Source organism: Acidovorax soli (genome assembly GCF_014207955.1).
GTDB classification, from domain to species: domain Bacteria; phylum Pseudomonadota; class Gammaproteobacteria; order Burkholderiales; family Burkholderiaceae_C; genus Acidovorax; species Acidovorax soli_A.
Map to the genome: position 1 here is coordinate 607855 of NZ_JACHLK010000002.1, position 19790 is coordinate 627644.

The 19790-nt window shown below is 66.6% G+C and carries 20 protein-coding genes and 1 tRNA gene; 8 read left to right on the top strand and 13 right to left on the bottom strand.

The window, feature by feature from the left end:
- Nucleotides 1–5: 5 nt before the first annotated feature.
- The 7 genes from HNP48_RS07270 to HNP48_RS07300 form a co-directional block, all read right to left on the bottom strand.
- On the bottom strand, nucleotides 6–938 hold the full coding sequence (locus tag HNP48_RS07270) for a family 2A encapsulin nanocompartment shell protein (RefSeq protein WP_184856217.1): 933 nt from the start codon (nucleotides 936–938) through the stop codon (nucleotides 6–8).
- A gap of 74 nt (nucleotides 939–1012) precedes the next feature.
- On the bottom strand, nucleotides 1013–1285 hold the full coding sequence (locus tag HNP48_RS07275) for a helix-turn-helix domain-containing protein (RefSeq protein ID WP_184856218.1): 273 nt from the start codon (nucleotides 1283–1285) through the stop codon (nucleotides 1013–1015).
- Nucleotides 1282–2217, bottom strand: a complete 936-nt coding sequence (gene epsC / locus HNP48_RS07280) for a serine O-acetyltransferase EpsC (RefSeq protein ID WP_184856219.1) — start codon at nucleotides 2215–2217, stop codon at nucleotides 1282–1284. The genes HNP48_RS07275 and epsC overlap by 4 nt, the downstream gene beginning before the upstream one ends.
- 49 nt (nucleotides 2218–2266) lie before the next feature.
- The gene (locus tag HNP48_RS07285) at nucleotides 2267–2749 is read right to left on the bottom strand and encodes a rhodanese-like domain-containing protein (protein ID WP_184856220.1); all 483 of its coding nucleotides are present in this window, start codon (nucleotides 2747–2749) and stop codon (nucleotides 2267–2269) included.
- A 140-nt stretch (nucleotides 2750–2889) separates the two neighbouring features.
- The gene (gene solA, locus HNP48_RS07290; RefSeq protein ID WP_184856221.1) at nucleotides 2890–4089 is read right to left on the bottom strand and encodes an N-methyl-L-tryptophan oxidase; all 1200 of its coding nucleotides are present in this window, start codon (nucleotides 4087–4089) and stop codon (nucleotides 2890–2892) included.
- 109 nt (nucleotides 4090–4198) lie between these two features.
- The gene (locus tag HNP48_RS07295; RefSeq protein ID WP_184856222.1) at nucleotides 4199–5350 is read right to left on the bottom strand and encodes a hypothetical protein; all 1152 of its coding nucleotides are present in this window, start codon (nucleotides 5348–5350) and stop codon (nucleotides 4199–4201) included.
- Between the two features lie 174 nt (nucleotides 5351–5524).
- Entirely contained in the window at nucleotides 5525–6484 is a 960-nt protein-coding gene (locus tag HNP48_RS07300; protein WP_184856223.1) for an ADP-ribosylglycohydrolase family protein, read from the bottom strand.
- An 89-nt stretch (nucleotides 6485–6573) separates the two neighbouring features.
- Between HNP48_RS07300 and HNP48_RS07305 the strand changes: the two genes are divergently transcribed.
- On the top strand, nucleotides 6574–7269 hold the full coding sequence (locus tag HNP48_RS07305; RefSeq protein ID WP_184856224.1) for an NrtR DNA-binding winged helix domain-containing protein: 696 nt from the start codon (nucleotides 6574–6576) through the stop codon (nucleotides 7267–7269).
- A 6-nt stretch (nucleotides 7270–7275) separates the two neighbouring features.
- On the opposite strand, the gene HNP48_RS07310 is transcribed toward HNP48_RS07305, so the two are convergent.
- From HNP48_RS07310 to HNP48_RS07320, 3 genes are all read right to left on the bottom strand, one after another.
- Nucleotides 7276–8217 (bottom strand): CysB family HTH-type transcriptional regulator, encoded by a 942-nt coding sequence (locus HNP48_RS07310; protein ID WP_184856225.1) that lies wholly within the window; start codon nucleotides 8215–8217, stop codon nucleotides 7276–7278.
- 67 nt (nucleotides 8218–8284) lie between these two features.
- Complete coding sequence (locus tag HNP48_RS07315; protein ID WP_184856226.1) at nucleotides 8285–9082, bottom strand: MetQ/NlpA family ABC transporter substrate-binding protein; 798 nt, start codon at nucleotides 9080–9082, stop codon at nucleotides 8285–8287.
- A 275-nt stretch (nucleotides 9083–9357) separates the two neighbouring features.
- Nucleotides 9358–10443 (bottom strand): DUF6817 domain-containing protein, encoded by a 1086-nt coding sequence (locus tag HNP48_RS07320; protein WP_184856525.1) that lies wholly within the window; start codon nucleotides 10441–10443, stop codon nucleotides 9358–9360.
- Nucleotides 10444–10550: 107 nt separating this feature from the next.
- Between HNP48_RS07320 and HNP48_RS07325 the strand changes: the two genes are divergently transcribed.
- Both HNP48_RS07325 and HNP48_RS07330 read left to right on the top strand, forming a co-directional pair.
- The gene (locus HNP48_RS07325) at nucleotides 10551–11141 is read left to right on the top strand and encodes a helix-turn-helix domain-containing protein (RefSeq protein WP_184856227.1); all 591 of its coding nucleotides are present in this window, start codon (nucleotides 10551–10553) and stop codon (nucleotides 11139–11141) included.
- A complete protein-coding gene (locus HNP48_RS07330) occupies nucleotides 11138–11683 on the top strand; it encodes a GNAT family N-acetyltransferase (protein WP_184856228.1) in 546 nt (181 codons plus the stop codon). The genes HNP48_RS07325 and HNP48_RS07330 overlap by 4 nt, the downstream gene beginning before the upstream one ends.
- Before the next feature lie 2 nt (nucleotides 11684–11685).
- Here HNP48_RS07330 and HNP48_RS07335 read toward each other — a convergent pair whose 3' ends face one another.
- Nucleotides 11686–12585 (bottom strand): LysR family transcriptional regulator, encoded by a 900-nt coding sequence (locus tag HNP48_RS07335; RefSeq protein WP_184856229.1) that lies wholly within the window; start codon nucleotides 12583–12585, stop codon nucleotides 11686–11688.
- A gap of 70 nt (nucleotides 12586–12655) precedes the next feature.
- Here HNP48_RS07335 and HNP48_RS07340 point away from each other — a divergent pair, with 70 nt between their 5' ends.
- Both HNP48_RS07340 and HNP48_RS07345 read left to right on the top strand, forming a co-directional pair.
- On the top strand, nucleotides 12656–13510 hold the full coding sequence (locus tag HNP48_RS07340; RefSeq protein ID WP_184856230.1) for a DMT family transporter: 855 nt from the start codon (nucleotides 12656–12658) through the stop codon (nucleotides 13508–13510).
- A 30-nt stretch (nucleotides 13511–13540) separates the two neighbouring features.
- Complete coding sequence (locus HNP48_RS07345) at nucleotides 13541–14332, top strand: N-acetyltransferase (protein WP_184856231.1); 792 nt, start codon at nucleotides 13541–13543, stop codon at nucleotides 14330–14332.
- Between the two features lie 124 nt (nucleotides 14333–14456).
- On the opposite strand, the gene HNP48_RS07350 is transcribed toward HNP48_RS07345, so the two are convergent.
- Both HNP48_RS07350 and HNP48_RS07355 read right to left on the bottom strand, forming a co-directional pair.
- Nucleotides 14457–15023, bottom strand: a complete 567-nt coding sequence (locus HNP48_RS07350; protein WP_184856232.1) for a fasciclin domain-containing protein — start codon at nucleotides 15021–15023, stop codon at nucleotides 14457–14459.
- 213 nt (nucleotides 15024–15236) lie between these two features.
- A complete protein-coding gene (locus tag HNP48_RS07355) occupies nucleotides 15237–17621 on the bottom strand; it encodes an arginine/lysine/ornithine decarboxylase (RefSeq protein ID WP_184856233.1) in 2385 nt (794 codons plus the stop codon).
- Nucleotides 17622–17823: 202 nt separating this feature from the next.
- On the opposite strand from HNP48_RS07355, the gene HNP48_RS07360 reads away from it, so the two are divergent.
- The 3 genes from HNP48_RS07360 to HNP48_RS07370 all read left to right on the top strand — a co-directional run bounded on the left by HNP48_RS07360 (nucleotide 17824) and on the right by HNP48_RS07370 (nucleotide 19463).
- Nucleotides 17824–18249 (top strand): NfeD family protein, encoded by a 426-nt coding sequence (locus HNP48_RS07360; RefSeq protein WP_184856234.1) that lies wholly within the window; start codon nucleotides 17824–17826, stop codon nucleotides 18247–18249.
- Between the two features lie 105 nt (nucleotides 18250–18354).
- Complete coding sequence (locus HNP48_RS07365; RefSeq protein WP_184856235.1) at nucleotides 18355–19281, top strand: SPFH domain-containing protein; 927 nt, start codon at nucleotides 18355–18357, stop codon at nucleotides 19279–19281.
- A 92-nt stretch (nucleotides 19282–19373) separates the two neighbouring features.
- Nucleotides 19374–19463 (top strand) — tRNA-Ser (locus tag HNP48_RS07370).
- Nucleotides 19464–19790 lie beyond the last annotated feature (327 nt).

Here is a 19790-nt window from a genome sequence, read left to right on the forward strand (position 1 = left end):
CCGCTTTACTTGTAGGTGTCGGGATAGTCGTGGTACTTGTTGATCTCCACATCGTCCAGCACGGCCAGGGCGTCGGGCGTGAGCACGGCCAGCGAGCAGTACAGCGAGATCAGGTAGGAGGCGATGGCATGGTTGTTGATGCCCATGAAGCGCACCGACAGGCCCGGGCTCTGCTCGCCCGGCAGGCCAGGCTGGAACAGGCCGACCACGCCCTGGCGCTTGTCGCCCACGCGCAAGAGCAGGATCTTGCTCTTGCCGTCGGCCACGGGCACCTTGTCCGAAGGGATCAGCGGAATGCCGCGCCAGGTGATGAACTGCGAGCCGAACAGGCTCACCGTGGGCGGCGGCGTGCCGCGGCGCGTGGCCTCGCGGCCGAAGGCGGCAATGGCCAGCGGGTGGGCCAGGAAGAAGGCGGGTTCCTTCCAGACCTTGGTGAGCAGCTCGTCCAGGTCGTCGGGCGTGGGCGCGCCCGTGAGCGGGAACACGCGCTGCTCTTCCGTCACCTGGGCCAGCAAGCCGTAGTCGGGGTTGTTGATGAGCTCGCTCTCCTGGTTCTCCTTGATCGTCTCGATCGTCAGGCGCAGCTGTTCCTTGATCTGGTCGTGCGGGCTGCTGTACAGGTCGGAGATGCGGGTGTGCACGTCGAGCACGGTGCTCACGGCGTTCAGGAAGTACTCGCGCGGGTTCTCTTCGTAGTCCACGAAGGTGCGCGGCAGCTGGTTCTCTTCCTCGCGCGCGGTGCAGGTGACCTTGATGAGCTCGGGGTTCTTGACCTGGTTGAGGCGGTAGATGCCCGCTTCCACCGGCACCCACTGCAGCAGGTGCGTGAGCCAGCGTGGCGAGATGGTCGAGAGTTGCGCGGTGGTCTTGGTCGCGTTGGCAAGTTGCCGTGCTGCGTTGTCGCCCAGGGCGGTCGTGCCGCCCACTGTTGCCGTCATGTGAGGCTCCGTATCAGAAAAAGGTGGGATGAGAGAAAAACTCCCAGCCAGTTTCCGACGGCGGCCTCAGTGCTTCAACATGCTATAGCCGCCAATCGCGAGCCTTTGAGCGCATTCGCATCGCTCAGCTCATCGCAGTGCCCGAGCAGCGTGGCGCTGCGCACGCCAAAGGCCTGCGAGAGCTTGTCGATGGTGACCAGCGAGGCGATGGCGCGGCCGCGCTCGATCTCGCCCACGTAGGAGCGGTTGAGGTCGGCGTGCTCGGCCAGTTGCTCCTGCGACCAGCCGCGCGCCTCGCGCAGGCGCCGCACGGCGGTGCCGAAACTGCGTACCAGCACCTCGCTCATGCCGTGGCCACCCCAGGCTTTTCGGCTTCGTGGTGGCCGTTGTGGCGCGACAGGGCCTGGGTCACGTTGCCGCCGGCGGGCACGTCGTGCGTGATCCAGACATTGCCGCCGATGGTGGCGCCGCGCCCCAGGGTGACGCGGCCGAGCACCGTGGCGCCAGCGTAGATGACCACGTCGTCCTCCACCACCGGGTGGCGCGGCAGGCCTTTTTGCAGGTGCCCTTCCTCGTCGGTGGGAAAGCGCTTGGCGCCCAGCGTAACGGCCTGGTAGACGCGCACGCGCTCGCCGATCACGGCCGTCTCTCCGATCACCACGCCCGTGCCGTGATCGATGAAGAAACCCGCGCCGATCTGCGCGCCGGGGTGGATGTCGATGCCGGTCTGCGCATGCGCCTGCTCGGCCACGATGCGCGCCAGGAGCGGCAGCTCCAGCTGGTACAGCGTGTGCGCCAGGCGGTGGTGGATCATGGCCAGGATGCCGGGGTAGCACAGCAGCACCTCATCCACGCTGCGCGCGGCCGGGTCGCCGTGGTAGGCGGCCAGCACATCGCTGTCGAGCAGGCCGCGCGTTGCGGGCAGTGCAGCGGCAAAGCTGCGAGCAGCCTGCACGGCGCGCTTTTCGATGTTCTGCTCTTCCACCGGCTGGTGGCGCAGCACGTAGCGCAGCTCCAGCCGGATCTGCGCCAGCAGCGCGTGCAATGCCGCGTCCAGCGTGTGGCCCACGTAGAAATCCTCGCTCTCCTGGCGCAGGTCGGGCGGGCCCAGGCGCATGGGGAAAAGCACGCCCTTGAGCTGTTCGACGATGTCGGCCAGCGCATCGCGCGAGGGGAATTCGCGCCCGCCCGGCTCCTGCGAGCGCTTTTGCAGGCTGCGCCAGTCGCGGCGCACGGCGTGCAGCGACTGCACGATGGGTTCGATGTTGAAGACGGCCATGGAGAAAGGGAAGCTGGGGTTCAGTTGTGGAGGCAGGCCGTGCCCGGGGCTAGTCCTGGATCCAGGGAAGCTGGTGAAAGCGCCAGCCGTCCGCATGGCCGCGCTGCTTGTGGCCGTCGATCTCGCCCTCGAAGCCTTCGAGCACATTGAAGACGCGGGTGAAGCCGGCCTTGGCCGCCGCCTCGGCCGCCAGGGCCGAGCGCTTGCCGCTGCGGCACAGCAGCAGCACAGTGGCCTCCTTGCCACCGTGGCTGGCCAGGCGCGCTTCCAGTTCGCGCACAAAGCGCGGGTTGCGCTGCAGCGCCGTGCCCGTGGCCCAGGCCACATGCAGGCTGTCGGGTACGTGGCCGACGAACTTCAGCTCTTCGGCCGAGCGCACGTCCACCAGTACGGCGTCGCCGGCCGAGGCGAGCTTCCACGCGGTGGTGGGCGACACACCGCCCGCATAAGGCAGGCCGGACGCCAGGGCGACCGAGCGGGCGGATTCCAATTCCTGTGCGAGCACAGTGTCCTGGGTTGTGGAGGAAGTCATGGAGGGGGTCCTTGAAGCGACGGTTGGGCGGCCCCCATGGGCGGGGCCGCTGTGAACATGGGTCCACTCTAGAACCATCGTCATAAAACCCAAAAGAATAAAATTTGGTTTCTATAAAACCAAAACATCCTTTAATCCATTCAGACGGCCAGACCGCGCAGGGTATGGCCAAAAGGCCGGAGGTCCAGGCGTTCCGGCAGGTCGAGCACCTGCTGCGCCAGCGCCTCACCCACGGCGGCCGAATGCTTGAAGCCGTGGCCCGAGCAGGCCGAGGCGACATGCACGCCCGGCCAGCCCGGCAGCCGGTCGACCACGAAACCATGGTCGGGCGTGACGGTGTACAGGCAGGCCCGGGCATCGGTGCAATGGGCGCCTGGGGCCTGAAAGCGCGGCAGCACATGGCGCTGGAGCATCGAATCCTTTTCGGCGCCGGCCACGGTGCGGTCGACGGTGTCCGGGGTGGTGGTCTCCAGGTACTGCGCGGTGGCGATCTTGAAGGCCGACGTGCCCGCTTCCGCAATGGGGAAACCATAGATCGAATCGTCCGGCCCGTCACGGAAAGTCCAGATGAAGACCGGGAAGGCCGATGGCTCGAACGATGGCGCGGCCGCCGCCACGTCGAACCAGAACATCACCTGGCGGTACACCGCCAGCTTAGGTGCCCAGGCATGCTGCAGCTCTTGCCCCAGCAGTCCTGGGAGCCAGGGGCCGGCGGCCAGCACCACCTGCTCTGCGCGGTAGCTGCCCTGGGTGGTGTCCACACGCAGGTGACCGCCCTCGCGCGCCAGGCCGGTCACGCGCACCCCGGCCTGCACCGTGGCGCCATGCACCTGGGCTTGTTGCAGCTGGGCGCTGATGGCGGCTTCGGGCCGCACAAAGCCGGCATCGCGCTCCCAGTAGGCGAACTCGTGGTCGTGCAACTGGAACTGTGGGTAGCGCCGGCGCAGGTCGGCATGGTCCAGCACCTCGTGGTCTATGCCGTGGCGGCGCGCGATGTCGATGGTGCTGTGCACGAAGTCGTGGCGGCGGCCCTGGTGCACGGGGGCGCCATCGCGCGGCCCCAGCACCAGGCCATGCGTGCGTGTGTAGATCGATTGGCCCGTGGCGGCCTCCAGCTCGCGCCAGATCTCGTGCGAGCGGCGCACCAGGGGCACGTATTCGTCGCCCTCCCCCACGGCCAGCCGCGTGATGCGGGTCTGGCCGTGCGAGGAGCCCAGGCTGTGGGGTGGCTGGAACTGGTCGAGCCCGAGCACCTTGGCGCCACGCCGGGCCAGTTGGTACAGGGTGGCGGAACCTACGGCCCCCAGGCCGATGACGATGGTGTCGAAGTGCTGCGGCATGCGGAATCGGACGGGAAGACAGGGCCAGAGCTTAAAGGCCGGGCCGCCCTCTTCCAACGCCGCATTCCGCATGAGCTCATGCCGAAATCCACCCAGCGGCGAGCGCCCCTTACTGCGGCCAGACCTTGCCCTTGCTCACAAAGCTGCCGGTGCTGGTCTTGTAGCCGAAGTGGACCTGCACATTGAACGCGCGCAGCTCGGCCTCGGTGAAGTCCAGCGCGGGCGTGAACTTCAGGCTGGCGGCATTGGCCACCTGGCTGGCAAAGGCGATGCCCTCCAGGTCGGCAGGCACCTGGCTGGCCCAGGTACCGTTGGCCAGGCGGAAGAACCAGGTATCCGCCGGGAACGAGGTACCGCTGGCCGGAATGAGCGCCGCCACCCAGGTGCTGATCCTGGGGTTGGCCGCGACATCGGAAGCGGCCTGCGCCAGGCTGATCTCGAGCCGCAGCGGCTGGCCGGCGGCGGACACCACCGAGGTGGACACCGTGGCCGGGACGGGCAGCGTCGTCGCACTGTCCGGCGGGGTGACCGTGCCCGTGCCGCCACCCGTGCTCGGCGCATCCACCGGGTCGGGGTAGGTGCTGGTGGTCCAGACGATCTTGGCGTAGCCGGCCGCGTACTGGGCCATGTCCACGTCGATGGCGCCCTGCACGTCGTACAGGGGGCTGCCGCTGAGCTGGCGCACGTAGAGCCAGTTGCCTTCCTTGGTGCTGCCGCGGTTGGCGTCGAGCTGGCCGCCCACGAAGCGCACGGTGCCGCCGCCATCGTGCACCACAAACTGCTCGGCGCGCTCATTGACCAGGCGTGCAAACGAGCTGTCGATGCGCTCGCCGGTCTGGGCGTTCTGGTACTCCGCGCCGCTCAGGGCCGCCTCGCGCACGGGCGCCGATCCATAGCGCAGCACGAAGGCCGATTGCGTGCGCTGTGGCGCATAGCCCGAGAACATGAAGGAGCGTGTGCCCGCAGGGATGAAGACCTTGAACTCCTTGTACTGCAGCTGGTAGCCGGTGAACTCGGGCAGTGCCAGCGAGCCGCCGCCCGGAAAGGCGCAGCCGCCCGTGGCGTAGCCGATGGCGCAGCCCGTAACACCTTGCGGCGCGTACTGCTGCTTGAAGCCGATCCTGGTATCGAACTTGTAGCTGTAGGAGCCCGCTGGCGGAGGCAGGGCGATCTTGAGGGCCGACTGGTGCAGCGAGACGAAATTGGCGGCCTGGGCCAGGGGCGCAGCCGCAGCCAGGAGGAGAACAGCGAGGTACCGCATGGGATGGATCCAGAAAAGAAAAAGGACAACGGACAAGGACAGAAAAGACAAAAAAACGCAGTGCCAAAGCGGCCTTGAGCAGGCCGCCAGGGGACGGATTGGCCCCCATCGCTAGCGTATCCCGCGCCCGTCCAGGCGATGCCCTGATAAGCGGCACGGCAGGGCCGCTCATCGCTACACCGGCACGGCGCGCGCGTCCCGGTGCAGCAGGCCTGCCGCCATGTCGCCGATCTCCTCGCCCATGAACAGCATGGCGCGCCAGTGCGCGGGGATGCCCTCGGCGCCATAGAACGCACCCGCCACCTGCCCGGTGATGGCGGCCGTGGTGTCGGCATCGTCCCCCAGGTTGGCGGCGGCCAGCACGGCCTCGGCGAACGATTCGGTGCTGGCAAAGCACCACAGCGCCGCCTCCAGCGAGGCCACGCTGTAGCCGCTGCCGCGGATCTGCTCGCGCGGCTTGCCGTGGTAGCTGCCTGCGGCGATGTCCTGCACCGCGGGGCAGGCCAGCCCCGCCTGCCGCACGGTCAGCACCTCCAGCCGGGCGGCTTGGCCCTGCGCCGGATCGCCTTGCAGAGCGTTGGCTATCACCTCGGCCAGCAGGCTGCAGCATTCCACCGCCTCGGCCGCGCCGTGCGTGGTCTGCGAGCTCAGGCGCGCCTGGCGCAGCATGGCCGCCATGTCAGGGAAATACCGCAGCACCACGGGCGCCAGCCGCATCAGCGAGCCGTTGCCGGCGGTCTGCGGGTCGGTGGAGCCGGCCATGGGCTCGCCATCGGCCAGGAAGCGCGAGAGCGCGCCGCGCACGGTGATGCCGATGTCGAAGCAGGTACCCGTGGGGCTGGGGTAGCCCCAGCGCCACCAGTTGGCATAGCGGCGCATCTGGTCCTCGGCGTCGAAGCCGCCGCGGTGCAGCAGGCTTTGCGCCAGGCAGATGGCCATGGAGGTGTCGTCCGTCCACTGCCCTGGCGCCAGGCGGAACGGGCCACCGCCCACCATGTCGGTCAGCGGCGCAAAACTGCCGCGCGGGCTGAACTCCACGGTGGTGCCCACGGCGTCGCCACAGGCCAGGCCCAGCAGGCAGCCCCGGTAGCGGTTTTCGAGGCCATCAGCGATATAGGAAGAAAGTGGGTCCATGGGGCCTCCAACTACTTAGTTTAATTGATGAACTTATGATAGTTTCATTAAAATACTAAGTCAAGAATCTTCAGCCACGGAAACACGCCATGCCCAAGCCCTCTGCCGAGCCTTCATTTCCCACCGTGATCTGCACGGTGGACGTGGTGCTGATGACCCTCAAGGACGATGCCCTGCACGTGGTGCTGCTCACGCGCAAGAATGCCCCCTTCGCGGGTGCGCCGGCCCTGCCCGGTGGCTACATCCACGCGCAGGAGGACCGCACGGCCTGGGATGCGGCCGCGCGCGTGCTGCGCGACAAGACCGGCATCGTGAGCCCGTACCTGGAGCAGCTGGCCACCTACTCGGGCGCGGACCGCGACCCGCGCGGCTGGTCGGCCTCCATCGTCTACTACGCGCTGATCTCCGAGGAATTGTTGCCCGAGGGGCGCGAGGGCTTGCTGCTGGCGCCGGTGGCCGCGCTGCCGGCCCTGCCCTTCGACCATGGCGAGATCGTGGCGCTGGCGGTGGAGCGCGTGCGCTCCAAGAGCCAGTACTCGTCGCTGCCGGTCTACCTGTGCGGCGAGCGCATGACCCTGCCGCGCCTGCAGGCGGTGTACGAGGCGGTGCTGGGCGAGCCCATCAACAAGGTGAGTTTTCGGCGCAAGATCGACGAGCTGGGCATGCTCGAACCCATCGAGGGCGAGCTCACGAGCGGTGCCGCACACCGGCCGGCGCAGATGTACCGCTTGCGCGAGAGTTACAGGCGCGCACTCTCTGTCGTGCCCCGGGGCATCAATTCCTGAGCCTGCTCACTCCAGTGGCGTGCCGGTAGCGCGCACCGCCTTTTCCACCGCTTCGCGCTGCAGCGTGGGCGCAAAGGTCTCGATGAAGCTGTAGGCGTAGCCGCGCAGCCAGGTGCCCTTGCGCACGGCCAGGCGGGTCACATTGACCTCGAACAGGTGGCGCGCATCGAGCGCGCGCAGCTGGCGGTCGCGCTCGGGGTCCACCGCGATGGAGGCGACGATACCCACGCCCATGCCCAGCTCCACATAGGTCTTGATCACGTCGGCATCCATGGCCGAGAGCACCACGTCCGGCCGCAGGCCCTCGCGGGCGAAGGCCTCGTCGATGTGGGCGCGGCCGGTGTAGCCCAGCTCGTAGGTGATGATGGGGTACTCGGTGAGCTGCTGCAGCGTCACGGGTTCGGTCAGTGCCAGCAAGGGGTGCTCGGGCGGCACGACGATGCTGTGCGTCCAGCGGTAGCACGGTAGGGTGACCAGCGCCTCGTAGTGGGCCAGTGCCTCGGTGGCCACGCCGATGTCGGCCTCGCCGCTGAGCAGCATCTCGGCCACCTGCTTGGGCGAGCCCTGGTGCAGGTGCAGCGAGACCTGCGGGAACATGGCGCGGAAGTCGCGCACCACCTGGGGCAACGCGTAGCGTGCCTGCGAGTGGGTGGCGGCGATCGACAGGCGCCCCTCATGGCTGGCACTGTAGTCCTGCCCGGCGCGGCGCAGGTTGTCGGCATCGTGCAGCAGGCGCTCCACGATGGGCAGCACCGCGGCGCCCGGAGGTGTGAGGCCGGTGAGGCGCTTGCCCGCGCGCACGAAGATCTCGATGCCCAGCTCTTCCTCCAGCTCGCGGATCTGGCGGCTTACGCCCGGCTGCGAGGTGTAGAGGATGTTGGCCACCTCGGTCAGGTTGAAGCCGCTGCGCACGGTCTCGCGCACGGACCGCAGTTGCTGGAAGTTCATGGTGCTGTGTCTCGCAAGATCGTCAAAGAAAAAGGGCGGCATGCCGCCGCCCTTTCGTGTGCCGGGCTCAGAAGCCTGGCAGCACCGAACCCTTGAACTCGGTCTGGATGAACTTGCGCACTTCTTCCGAGTGGTAGATCTTGACCAACTGGTTCACCCAGGGCTTGCCCTTGTCGGCCTCGCGCACCACGAGCACGTTGACATACGGGCTCTTGGCATTCTCTTGCGTGATGGCGTCCTTGCCCGGGTTCAAGCCAGCCGACAGCGCGAAGTTGGTGTTGATGGCCGAGGCATCGAGGTCGTCGAGCGAACGGGGCAACTGGGCCGCGTCGAGTTCCACGAACTTGAGCTTCTTGGGGTTGCTCACCACGTCCAGCGGCGTGGCCTTGAGGCCCACGCCGTCGCGCAGCTTGATCAGGCCCTTGTCCTGCAGCACCAGCAGCACGCGGCCGCCGTTGGTGGGGTCGTTCGGGATGCCGAACTTGGCGCCTTCCTTGAGGTCCTCGAGCTTCTTGACCTTCTTGGAGTACAGGCCGATCGGGAAGTTGACGGTCTGGGCCACCGAGACGAACTTGTAGCCACGGTCCTTGACCTGGTTGTCCAGGTAGGGCTGGTGCTGGTAGCTGTTGCCGTCGAGGTCGCCCGCCGCCAGGGCCGCGTTGGGCTGCACGTAGTCGCTGAACTCGATGACCTGGATCTTGAGGCCTTCCTTGTCGGCGATCTTCTTGACCACCTCGAAGATCTGGGCGTGCGGGCCGCCCGTCACGCCGATCTTGATGGGCTTGTCCTGCGCCATGGCACCCGTGGCGAAACCGGAGGCCAGGGCCAGGGCGAGGACGGATTGCAGGAGGGAGCGCTTGTTCACGGAAAACACCTTTCGTTATGAGATGTTTCCACTATAGGGTTTGCCCTTTAAAACGCAAAAGAATAACTTTTAATTACCTTAATCCCACCAGATATAAAGCCGTCAACAGTGTGCTGTCCCGCAAATAGGTGGTACACATAAAACCGATGGATTTCGCGCCATGGCAAGGCGCAAACCGCAGCGATAGCCGGTGCTATCGCGAGGATTTGCAACGCCGCCATGGCGTGAAAGACGCGGTCTTAGTGCCACTTATTTGTGGGACAGCACACCAGCCGTCAACCCCGCAGGGCGACGTTGTTGAGCTTGTCCAGCCGCTCGGGCCAGGTGCCCTCGGTGGCCGACTGCTGCAGGATGCGTGTCCACGCCACCCAGGCGTCCCACTGCACGCGCTTGTCCCAGGAGTTGCCCCAGGCGCTGAACTGCTGCAGCGCGCTGGCCGCAGCCGCAGCGGCATCCGCATTGCGGCCGGCCGACAGGTAGAGCTGGGCCAGCACCATCTGCGGCTCGCCCACCCAGGGGTTATGGCGCACGGCGCTCTCCAGCACGGCGGTGGCCACATCGAGGTCGGCCAGGGGCTGGTCCTGCTGGATCACCGACCAGTACAGCGACGTGGCCGCCGCCTCGTCGGTGGCCGACAGCTCGGCCGTGCAGCCGTTGAAGACGGGCGGCATGGGCAGCAGTCCCTTGAGGCCCGGGTGCTGCAGCGCCCGGCCCAGCGCATTGATCTGGCTCACCATGCGGCCGCTGGGGCGCATGGGGCCGGGCCACAGCGACGCCGCCCAGTGCACGGCCTGCGGGCGGTGCTGCACGGTGGGGAAGCGCGAATAGATGTCGTCCTGCCAGCTGAACCACTGCTCGATGGTGTCGGCCATGCTCACGATGGTGAAGGCCGCCACCTCGTAGGGCGTGAGCGTGTGGGGCTTGCCGTCCTTCTCCAGCACCAGACTGCCGTCGGATTCGAGCGCGCCGGCCAGCACGCGCTGCACGAACTGGGTGCGCGACTGGGTGCAGAACAGGTAGACCAGGTGCTCGGCCGATTCGCCCGCGATCTCGCGCACGCGGGCACGCTCCTTGGCGGGGTCGAACTTCACCAGGTCGACAAAGGCATTGCCGTAGACGCTGTGCAACAGGCCCAGCAGGCGCACGTCGCGCGGCTGCTGCCACATGGCCAGCGAGCGGGCCACGCCCACCAGGTGGTGGCGGAAGGTGCCGGCCTTGTGCCAGTCTTGGCCCACGTTGCGCGCCAGCACCACGGGCAGCACGGGGGCCAGATCGGCGTCGCGGGCCAGCCATTCCTCGTCGAGCAAGGGCAGTGCACGGGCCAGCAGGTCGGCATTGAGCGGTTGCAGCGGCAGCGTCATCGTCACGGTGTCTCCTTGTGGGTATGTGTTGTACCCAAGTATCGCCGCGAAGGCATGTTTGCACATCAATCCAACATACTGGATTAAATATCCAGTAAACTGGATTCATGGACATCCACACCCGCATTGCCCAGCGTTTGCGCGAACTGCGCGACGCGCGCGGCTACTCCCTGGAGGCACTGGCCGAACGCAGCGGCGTGAGCCGCTCCAATATCTCACTGATCGAGCGCGGCCAGAGCAGCCCCACGGCGGCGGTACTCGACAAGCTGGCCATCGGCCTGGGCGTGGCGCTGGCCTCGTTCTTCGATGACGGCACCCCGGCCACCGAGCCGCCCTCGCCCTTCATCCGCGCGGGCGACCAGCCCCTGTGGCAGGACCCGGCCTCGGGCTATGTGCGGCGCCGGCTGTCGCCGCCCGCCCCCTCGCCGCTGCAGCTGGTGGAGGTGGTCTTCCCCGCAGGCCAGCGCGTGGCACTGGATTCGGCCGTGCACGACGCCGACATCCACCAGCAGGTCTGGTTGATCGAGGGCGCCATGGAGCTCACGGTGGGCGCAAGCACCTGGCAGCTGCAGGCCGGCGACTGCCTGGCCATGCGCCTGTCGCAACCCATCGTGTTCCACAACCCCACCCGCCAGGACGCACGCTACCTGGTGGCGTTGGCCACCCTGCCCTTCCAACCCACCCGGAGAACGCCATGAATGCCATCACCACCGACACCACCACCATCACCGTGCGCCGCCTGGGCGCCAACGAAGCCGCCGCCAGCGCCGAGGCCCTTGCCGAGGTGCTGATCGACTGCGTGCACGGCGGTGCCTCGGTGAGCTTCATGGCGCCCTTGCCCCACGACAAGGCCCTGGCTTTCTGGCGTGGCGTGGCCGAAGGCGTGGCGCGAAACGAGCGCGTGCTGCTGGTGGCCGAAGATGCGGCAGAGGGCATCGTGGGCACCGTGCAGCTCATCACCGCCATGCCCGACAACCAGCCCCACCGCGCCGATGTGGCCAAGATGCTGGTGCACCGCAAGGCGCGCCGCCAGGGCGTGGCCCAGCGCCTGATGGCCGCCCTGGACGATGCGGCACGCAGCGAAGGCAAGAGCGTGCTGGTGCTGGACACCGTGACCGGCGGCGCCGCCGAGCGCCTGTACGAGCGCGCGGGCTGGCAGCGCGTGGGCACGGTGCCGCGCTATGCGCTGATGCCCGATGGGGCCTTCTGCGGCACCACATTTTTCTACAAGCACCTCTGACATCAACGGGCTGACAAGGCCTGCAGCGCATCCAGCACCGCGCGCGTGGCGGCGCCGTGCGCCTGGTCCATGCGGTAGGCCAGGCCCAGCTCGCGCAGCAGCGGCGGGTGCAACGGGCGCACCTGCAGGCCGGCGTTGTCGGGGTCGTCGCGGCGTACCTCGGGCTGCTCCAGCGGCAGCAGGGCCGCGCCCTGCCCTGCCGCCACCAGGCTGCGCAGCGCCAGCGGGTGGTTGAGCTCCATGCGCGGGCGCCCGTGCAGCCCCGCCTGGGCAAACCAGGCCATGATGAGGCGGTGCATCTGCGTGGCGGGGCCGAAGGACATCCAGGGGTGCTCGGCCAGCCATTCGGCCGTGATGCGCCGGGGCGCCTTCCAGCCCGGGGGCAGCAGCGCCACCATGGGGTCGCTGCGCCAGTGTTGCACCTGTACCTGGCCCGTAGCGGCCTGCGGCAGGGCCACGATGGCCAGGTCCAGCGTGCCCGCGGCGAGGCGTGCCATGGCCTCGGCGGAGCCCAGCACGTCGAGCCGTACGTCCACCTCCGGGCTCTGGCGCGCCAGCATGTCCACTAGCCGGGGCAGCAGGTGCGGGCTGACGCCCGCCGTGGTGCCCAGGCGCACCAGGCCTTCGAGGCCGCGGGCGCGGCGGCGCACCTGCTCCACCACTTCATCCGCCCCAGCCAGCAGCCGGCGGCCGCCTGCCACCAAGGCCTCGCCCGCAGGCGTCAGGCTGGCCTGCCGGCGCCCGCGCACTACCAGCTGGGCGTTGAGGCGCGATTCGAGCTCGCTGATGTGCAGGCTCACCGTGGGCGGCGCCAGGTGCAGCGCCTGCGCTGCGGCAGCCAGGGTGCCCAGGTCGGCAATGGCGACCAGGGTCTGCACCTGGTCGAGGTTGAGGTTACGCATCAGAAATCCTGAATTCAGCGGTCATTGAATTCAACTTTACAGATGTCTTAGCCCGCAAGACCATCCCCGGATGCTTACCAACGACGTTTTTTTCATCGTGCTGCTGTCCGCCGTGCTCAATGCGGGCTGGAACAGCGCCATCAAGATCGGCGGCGACCGCACCACCGCCATGGCCCTCACCACCCTGGTTGGCAGCGCGCTGTCGCTGCTGGCCCTGCCCTGGGTGGAACTGCCCGGCGCTGCCTCAGCCTGGGGGTTGCTGGCGCTGTCCATCGCCATCCACACGGCCTACCACTTCGCGCTGCCGCTGGCCTACAACCATGGCGACCTGGGGCAGGTCTACCCCATCGCGCGCGGCTCGGCGCCCGTGATGGTAGTGGCGGGCGGCGCGCTGCTCGCTGGCGAATGGCCTGGTGCCGGCGGACTGCTGGGCGTGCTGTGCCTGTGCGCCGGGGTACTTTCGCTCGCGCTGCTCAAGAAGGCCGGCCCGCACGGGCACCACCGCAAGGCCGTGGCCTATGCACTGCTGAGCGGCGCATTGATTGCTGCCTACACGGTGGTGGACGCACTCGGCGCCCGGCAGTCCGGCGCCGCCATCGGCTTCGCGGTGCTTGTCACGCTGGGCGACGGCATTGCCACAGCGCTCATCGTGCTGTGGTGGAAGGGGCCGCGCGCCTTTGCCGTTGACCGCCGGGCGCTGCAGCTGTGCGCGGCCGCGGGTGCCATGCAGATGGGCGCCTATTGGACCGCCGTGTGGGCCCTGGCGCGCGCCCCCATGGGCCAGGTGTCGGCCCTGCGCGAGACCAGCGTACTGCTGGTGGCGCTGGTCTCGGCCTGGGTGCTCAAGGAGCGTGTAGGGCCCGGGCGCATCGTGGCGGCCGCGCTGGTGTTTACAGGCATTGCGGGCATCCGGCTGGGTTCATAGCGCTGCCGCATGCGGTTGGTATAAACAGGAATGCCTTCTGTTGCCGCACCTCTTGCACTGACGCCCCCGACCACCCCCGAAGCGCTTATCCGCGCCCTCGAAGAACGCGCCTTCAATGCCTGGCCTGCGCGCCAGAGCGTGCTCCATTCCGGCTGGGTGTTCCGCCTGTCGGGTGGCTTCACCAAGCGCGCCAATTCGGCCAATGCCATCGAGGCCGGCGCCTCCTTCAGCGGCGTGCGCGCCGCCGCCGAGGCGCTGTATGCGCGGCATGGCCTGCCGGCCGTGTTCCGCATCTCGCCCCTGGCCCACCCCGATGCCGACCGGGAGCTGGCCGAAGCCGGCTACACCCATTTCGATCCCTCGCAGGTGATGGCCAGCGCCGGGCTGGAGGCAGCGCAGGCCCATGCCGGCGTGCAGATCGACGCGACGCCTTCGGCCAGCTGGCTCGATGGCTTTGCCGCCGCCAATGGGGTGCGCGCGCCGTACCACGCCATCCACCACGGCATGGTGCATGCCATTGCCCTGCCCTGTGCGTTTGCCAGCCTGCGCGATGGCACGGGCCAGACCATCGGCTTTGGCCTGGCGGTGCTGGAGCGCGGGGCCATCGGGCTTTATGACGTCGTCGTCGATCCTGCTTTTCGCGGACAGGGGCATGGGCGAGAGCTTGTCTGTGCGCTGCTGCAGTGGGGGCGGGATGTGGGGGCGGTGTCGGCCTACCTGCAGGTGCGCACGGTCAATGAGGTGGCTCGGCGTTTGTATGCGGGGTTGGGGTTTGCCGAGGTGTATGGGTACCACTATCGGATTCCGCCGTTGATGGCGTGACTGCGCTTCGTGGTTGCTGTTTGCCTTGATTGAGTGCGGGAGCCGGGATGTGCGCCCGGCCTCCGCCTTCAACCAAGGCACACCGGATCAAAGCGAAGCGACACCCCGGACAAGCAATCAGAAATCACTTCGGCAACAGCACCTTGTCCACCACGTGAATCACCCCATTGGACTGGTACACATCCGCAATCGTCACATTCGCCGTACCGCCTTTTTCATCGGTCAGCATGATGGCCTTGCCACTGGCCTTGGCCGTGAGCGTGCCCCCCGCCACTGTCTTGATGCTGGCCATGCCCTTGCCATCGGCAATCATCTTGGACAGAGCCGCCGCATCCCACTTGCCCGCCACCACGTGGTAGGTCAGCACCGTGGTCAGCGTGGCCTTGTTCTCGGGCTTGAGGAGGTTGTCCACGGTGCCGGCGGGCAGCGCAGCAAACGCGGCGTTGGTCGGTGCAAACACGGTGAAGGGGCCCGGGCCCTTCAGGGTATCGACCAGGCCTGCGGCCTTGACCGCAGCCACGAGTGTGGTATGGTCCTTGGAGTTCACGGCGTTGTCGATGATGTCCTTGCTGGCCAGCATGGGGGCGCCGCCCACCATCACGTCGGCAGCCATGGAAGGAACGGCGGCGGCAGCAGCCAGGGCTGCGGCCAGGCCGAGGGAGGCAAGGCGGGCATGGAAACGGAGGGTCATGGAAATCTCCTGAAGTCGATGGATGGACTGTGGGTGGCCACGTGAACACCACGCAGCTGTCCATCAATACGGGGAGGCTTCAGGGTCGGATGCGGCCTCGCGCAACAGACTGGTAACAAAAAAACAATCGCCCCGAGGCGCGAACGGCCAGGGGGCGATGCAATGGGTGATGCCGGACCCGGCGGGCCTTGCCCGCCCAGGATCGCGGGTGGATCAGATCGTGCGGCCGAAAGGTCCGTCCGAGCCTACCTGCACCAGGTTCTTGTCCGTCGCCAGCGGCTTTGCATTCTTCTTGCCAGCAGGCTTGGCGGCAGACACCTCCTCGGCCACGCAGTCCGCGTAGTAGCGCACGTTGCCGTTCTCGTCCTCCACCTCCACCAGGCCGTGGATGTCGGTCTCGAAGCCCGGGCACAGCTTGGCGAATTCGCGGGCGAACTTGAGGTAGTCCACGATCTTCTTGTTGAAGACTTCACCGGGGATCAGGAGCGGAATGCCCGGTGGGTACGGCGTGACCAGGCCCACGGTGATGCGGCCTTCGAGCTGGTCGACCTCCACGCGCTCGGTCTTGCGGTGCGCGATGTGCGCGTACGCGTCCGACGGCTTCATGGCCGGCGTGAGGTCCGACAAATACATCTCGGTCGTCAGGCGCGCGATGTCGTACTTGGCGTACATCTCGTGCACGTGCTGGCACAGGTCCTGCAGGCCCATGCGCTCGTAGCGCTTGTGCTGCTGGCAGAACTCGGGAAGGATGCGCCACATGGGCTGGTTCTTCTCGTAGTCGTCCTTGAACTGCTGCAGCGCGGTGAGCAGCGTGTTCCAGCGGCCCTTGGTGATGCCGATGGTGAACATCACGAAGAAGCTGTACAGGCCGGTCTTCTCGACCACCACGCCGTGCTCGGCCAGGTACTTGGTGACGATGGACGCGGGGATGCCCTTCTTGTCGAACTTGCCGTCCAGGTTCAGGCCGGGCGTGACAATGGTCGACTTGATCGGGTCGAGCATGTTGAAGCCGTCGGCCAGCTGGCCGAAGCCATGCCACTTGGTGCCGGCCTTCTTGCCCTTGGCGTCGCTGCGGATGATCCAGTCCTCGGCGCGGCCAATGCCTTCGTCCACCAGCTTGTCCGGGCCCCAGACCTTAAACCACCAGTCGTTCTTGCCGAAATCGTCCTCGATCTGGCGCATGGCGCGGCGGAAATCGAGCGCCTCCAGGATGCTTTCCTCCACCAGCGCGGTGCCGCCGGGCGGCTCCATCATCGCGGCGGCCACGTCGCAGCTGGCGATGATGCTGTACTGCGGGCTGGTGCTGGTGTGCATCAGGTAGGCCTCGTTGAAGAGGTGGCGGTCCAGCTTGGCGGTCTGCGAGTCCTGCACCAGCACGTGGCTGGCCTGGCTGATGCCGGCCAACAGCTTGTGGATGGACTGCGTGGCATAGGTCACCGAATGCTTGGGGCGCGTGCGCTTCTTGCCCATGGCGTGGTAGGTGCCATAGAAGGGGTGGAAGGCGGCGTGCGGCAGCCAGGCCTCATCGAAGTGCAGGTTGTCCACGTAGCCATCGAGCATGCCCTTGATGGTCTCGGTGTTGTAGAGCACGCCGTCGTAGGTCGATTGCGTGAGGGTCAGCACGCGCGGCTTGACCTTCTTGGCGTCCACGCCCTTGAGCAAGGGGTTGGCCTTGATCTTGGCCTGGATGGCCTCGGGCTCGAACTCGCTTTGCGGGATGGGGCCGATGATGCCGAAGTGGTTGCGCGTGGGCTTCATGAACACCGGGATGGCCCCGGTCATGATGATGCTGTGCAGAATGGACTTGTGGCAGTTGCGGTCCACCACCACCACGTCGCCCGGGGCCACGGTGTGGTGCCACACCATCTTGTTGGAGGTGCTGGTGCCGTTGGTCACGAAGAAGCAGTGGTCGGCATTGAAGATGCGCGCGGCATTGCGCTCGCTCTCGCCGATGGCGCCGTTGTGGTCCAGCAGCTGGCCGAGTTCTTCGACCGCGTTGCACACGTCGGCGCGCAGCATGTTCTCGCCGTAGAACTGGTGGTACATCTGGCCCACCGGGCTCTTGAGGAAGGCCACGCCGCCCGAGTGGCCGGGGCAATGCCAGCTGTAGGAGCCGTCTTCGGCGTAGTCGAGCAGCGCCTTGAAGAATGGCGGCTGCACGCTCTCCAGGTAGCTCTTGGCCTCGCGGATGATGTGGCGCGCCACGAACTCGGGCGTGTCCTCGAACATGTGGATGAAGCCGTGCAGCTCGCGCAGGATGTCGTTGGGCAGGTGGCGGCTGGTCTTGGTCTCGCCGTGCACGTAGATCGGCACCTCGGCGTTCTTGCGCCGCACTTCGCCGATGAAGTTGCGCAGGCTCAGCACCACGGGGTCCAGGCCTTCGCCGAGGGTGAACTCCTCGTCGTCGATGGACAAAATGAACGCGCTGGCGCGGCTTTGCTGCTGCGCGAACTGCGACAGATCACCATAGCTGGTGACACCCACCACCTCGAAGCCCTCGGCCTCGATGGCCTGCGCCAGGGCACGGATGCCCAGGCCCGAGGTGTTTTCGGAACGATAGTCCTCGTCGATGATGATGATGGGAAAACGAAACTTCATGCGCAGCCTCCGTGAAACCGTGCCCTGCCGGCCAACCAAAAAACGAAATAGGCGCGAAGTGTAAGGAATAAGCTTGTCAGACCTTTGAACTGGGGGTCTTTTGACCCAGAATGTGGTGCATTAAGAACAACCGACACACAGGTTGTTTACGATCTGAACAACAGACAGACAAATAGACAAACAACGTGAGGAGGAGGTAGGTATGGCGGAATCCACCATCTGGTGGCTGTTGGCAGGCGGTGTGGTGATCGCGGAGCTGCTCACCGGCACCTTCTACCTGCTCATGCTGGCCGTGGGCCTGGTGGCAGGTGCCCTTGCTGCCCACCTGGGCTTGGGCGCTCCCCTGCAGATCGTGGCGGCGGCCGTGGTCGGTATCGGCGCCGTTCTGGCGTTGCACCAGGGCAAGCGTCGCCGTCCGGGCGATCCATCGGCCCGGGCAGACCGCAGTGTGAACCTGGACGTGGGCGAAACCTTGATGATCGAGAGCTGGAACGCCGACGGCACCAGCGTCGTCAAATACCGTGGCGCCACCTGGACCGCCATCCACCGCCCCGGCGTCACCCCTTCCACGGGCATGCACCGCGTTTCGGAGCTGGTGGGCAACCGCCTGCTCGTAGATCCCGTCTGAACACCAGGGCGAGCGGGACTGACAGCGCTTGGCCAGGGCCTGGCAAGCTGTTCGCCCACCCTTCTGGCCCATCCTTAGATTCGCAGAACCAAGAAAGGCTCTCTCATGGATAGCAAAACCATCGTCGCCCTCGTGATCTTCGTGATCTTCGTGGTCTTCGTCATCCGCTCGGTCAAGGTCGTCCCCCAGCAGAACGCCTGGGTCAAGGAGCGCCTGGGCAAGTACGCAGGCACGCTCACGCCCGGCCTCAACTTCCTGATCCCCTTCGTTGACAAGGTAGCCTACAAGCACAGCCTGAAGGAAATCCCGCTCGACGTGCCCAGCCAGGTCTGCATCACGCGCGACAACACCCAGCTGCAGGTGGACGGCATCCTGTACTTCCAGGTGACCGACCCCATGCGCGCCAGCTACGGTTCGTCCAACTACATCATGGCCGTGACGCAGCTGGCGCAGACCTCGCTGCGCTCGGTGATCGGCAAGCTCGAACTGGACAAGACCTTCGAGGAGCGCGACATCATCAACGCCCAGGTGGTGCAGGCCATTGACGAGGCGGCCCTCAACTGGGGCGTGAAGGTGCTGCGCTACGAGATCAAGGACCTGACGCCGCCGGCCGAGATCCTGCGCTCCATGCAGGCCCAGATCACCGCCGAGCGCGAAAAGCGCGCGCTGATCGCGGCCTCGGAGGGCCGCCGCCAGGAGCAGATCAACATCGCCACCGGCGAGCGCGAGGCCTTCATCGCTCGCTCCGAGGGTGAGAAGCAGGCCCAGATCAACAACGCCCAGGGCGAGGCCGCCTCCATCACCGCCGTGGCCGAAGCCACGGCCCAGGCCATCGAGCGCGTGGCCGCCGCCATCCGCCAGCCCGGGGGCGAACAGGCCGTGCAGCTCAAGGTGGCCGAGAAGGCCGTGGACGCCTACGGCAAGGTGGCCGCCGATGCCAACACCACCCTGATCGTACCCAGCAACATGACCGAGGTCTCGGCCCTGATCGGCTCGGCCATGAAGATGGTGCAGCTGCAAAAGCCGGTGTGATGCGCACTGGCCATCGCCAGATGCAGATTTTTTGATCGAATCGGCCCTTTTCTCCAAAACAGCCAAAACCTGTGGCTATAATCGAGGGCTTCGGAGAGGTGGATGAGCGGTTTAAGTCGCACGCCTGGAAAGCGTGTGTGGGCTAATCCCCACCGCGGGTTCGAATCCCGCCCTCTCCGCCATAAAGCAAGCAAACAAGCGCCTTTCGGGGCGCTTTTTTGTTTTTTGCACCTTTGATTGCACCATTGGTGGAAGTGATTGGATCGACGGGAATTGGCACGTTTCGAGGTGACGATCTCGTTCCCGCTCACCCATTCCGAGCAGGCATGTAGTCCGCCTGAGCTTCAGAAAGATCCGGTGCAAGGACTCTGCGGCCGGGTAATGTCGTCGAAGCGACGTTGTATGGGCACGCGATCGGGGCCTCCCACGAAGCCTTTAAAGCCTCATACGCGCGAGTGCGACCGATTGCCAAACGAGTCTTGCTTGATGTCTTCGCCCCTGCGCGGCAT

Coding starts and splice junctions, on each gene's coding strand:
- HNP48_RS07350 (WP_184856232.1), bottom strand. CDS start 15,023: ATGACCCTCCGTTTCCATGCCCGCCTTGCCTCCCTCGGCCTGGCCGCA.
- HNP48_RS07320 (WP_184856525.1), bottom strand. CDS start 10,443: ATGACGCTGCCGCTGCAACCGCTCAATGCCGACCTGCTGGCCCGTGCA.
- solA (WP_184856221.1), bottom strand. CDS start 4,089: ATGCCGCAGCACTTCGACACCATCGTCATCGGCCTGGGGGCCGTAGGT.
- HNP48_RS07360 (WP_184856234.1), top strand. CDS start 17,824: ATGGCGGAATCCACCATCTGGTGGCTGTTGGCAGGCGGTGTGGTGATC.
- HNP48_RS07345 (WP_184856231.1), top strand. CDS start 13,541: ATGCCTTCTGTTGCCGCACCTCTTGCACTGACGCCCCCGACCACCCCC.
- HNP48_RS07300 (WP_184856223.1), bottom strand. CDS start 6,484: ATGGACCCACTTTCTTCCTATATCGCTGATGGCCTCGAAAACCGCTAC.
- HNP48_RS07355 (WP_184856233.1), bottom strand. CDS start 17,621: ATGAAGTTTCGTTTTCCCATCATCATCATCGACGAGGACTATCGTTCC.
- HNP48_RS07325 (WP_184856227.1), top strand. CDS start 10,551: ATGGACATCCACACCCGCATTGCCCAGCGTTTGCGCGAACTGCGCGAC.
- HNP48_RS07305 (WP_184856224.1), top strand. CDS start 6,574: ATGCCCAAGCCCTCTGCCGAGCCTTCATTTCCCACCGTGATCTGCACG.
- HNP48_RS07340 (WP_184856230.1), top strand. CDS start 12,656: ATGCTTACCAACGACGTTTTTTTCATCGTGCTGCTGTCCGCCGTGCTC.
- HNP48_RS07285 (WP_184856220.1), bottom strand. CDS start 2,749: ATGACTTCCTCCACAACCCAGGACACTGTGCTCGCACAGGAATTGGAA.
- HNP48_RS07330 (WP_184856228.1), top strand. CDS start 11,138: ATGAATGCCATCACCACCGACACCACCACCATCACCGTGCGCCGCCTG.
- HNP48_RS07295 (WP_184856222.1), bottom strand. CDS start 5,350: ATGCGGTACCTCGCTGTTCTCCTCCTGGCTGCGGCTGCGCCCCTGGCC.
- HNP48_RS07270 (WP_184856217.1), bottom strand. CDS start 938: ATGACGGCAACAGTGGGCGGCACGACCGCCCTGGGCGACAACGCAGCA.
- epsC (WP_184856219.1), bottom strand. CDS start 2,217: ATGGCCGTCTTCAACATCGAACCCATCGTGCAGTCGCTGCACGCCGTG.
- HNP48_RS07335 (WP_184856229.1), bottom strand. CDS start 12,585: ATGCGTAACCTCAACCTCGACCAGGTGCAGACCCTGGTCGCCATTGCC.
- HNP48_RS07275 (WP_184856218.1), bottom strand. CDS start 1,285: ATGAGCGAGGTGCTGGTACGCAGTTTCGGCACCGCCGTGCGGCGCCTG.
- HNP48_RS07365 (WP_184856235.1), top strand. CDS start 18,355: ATGGATAGCAAAACCATCGTCGCCCTCGTGATCTTCGTGATCTTCGTG.
- HNP48_RS07310 (WP_184856225.1), bottom strand. CDS start 8,217: ATGAACTTCCAGCAACTGCGGTCCGTGCGCGAGACCGTGCGCAGCGGC.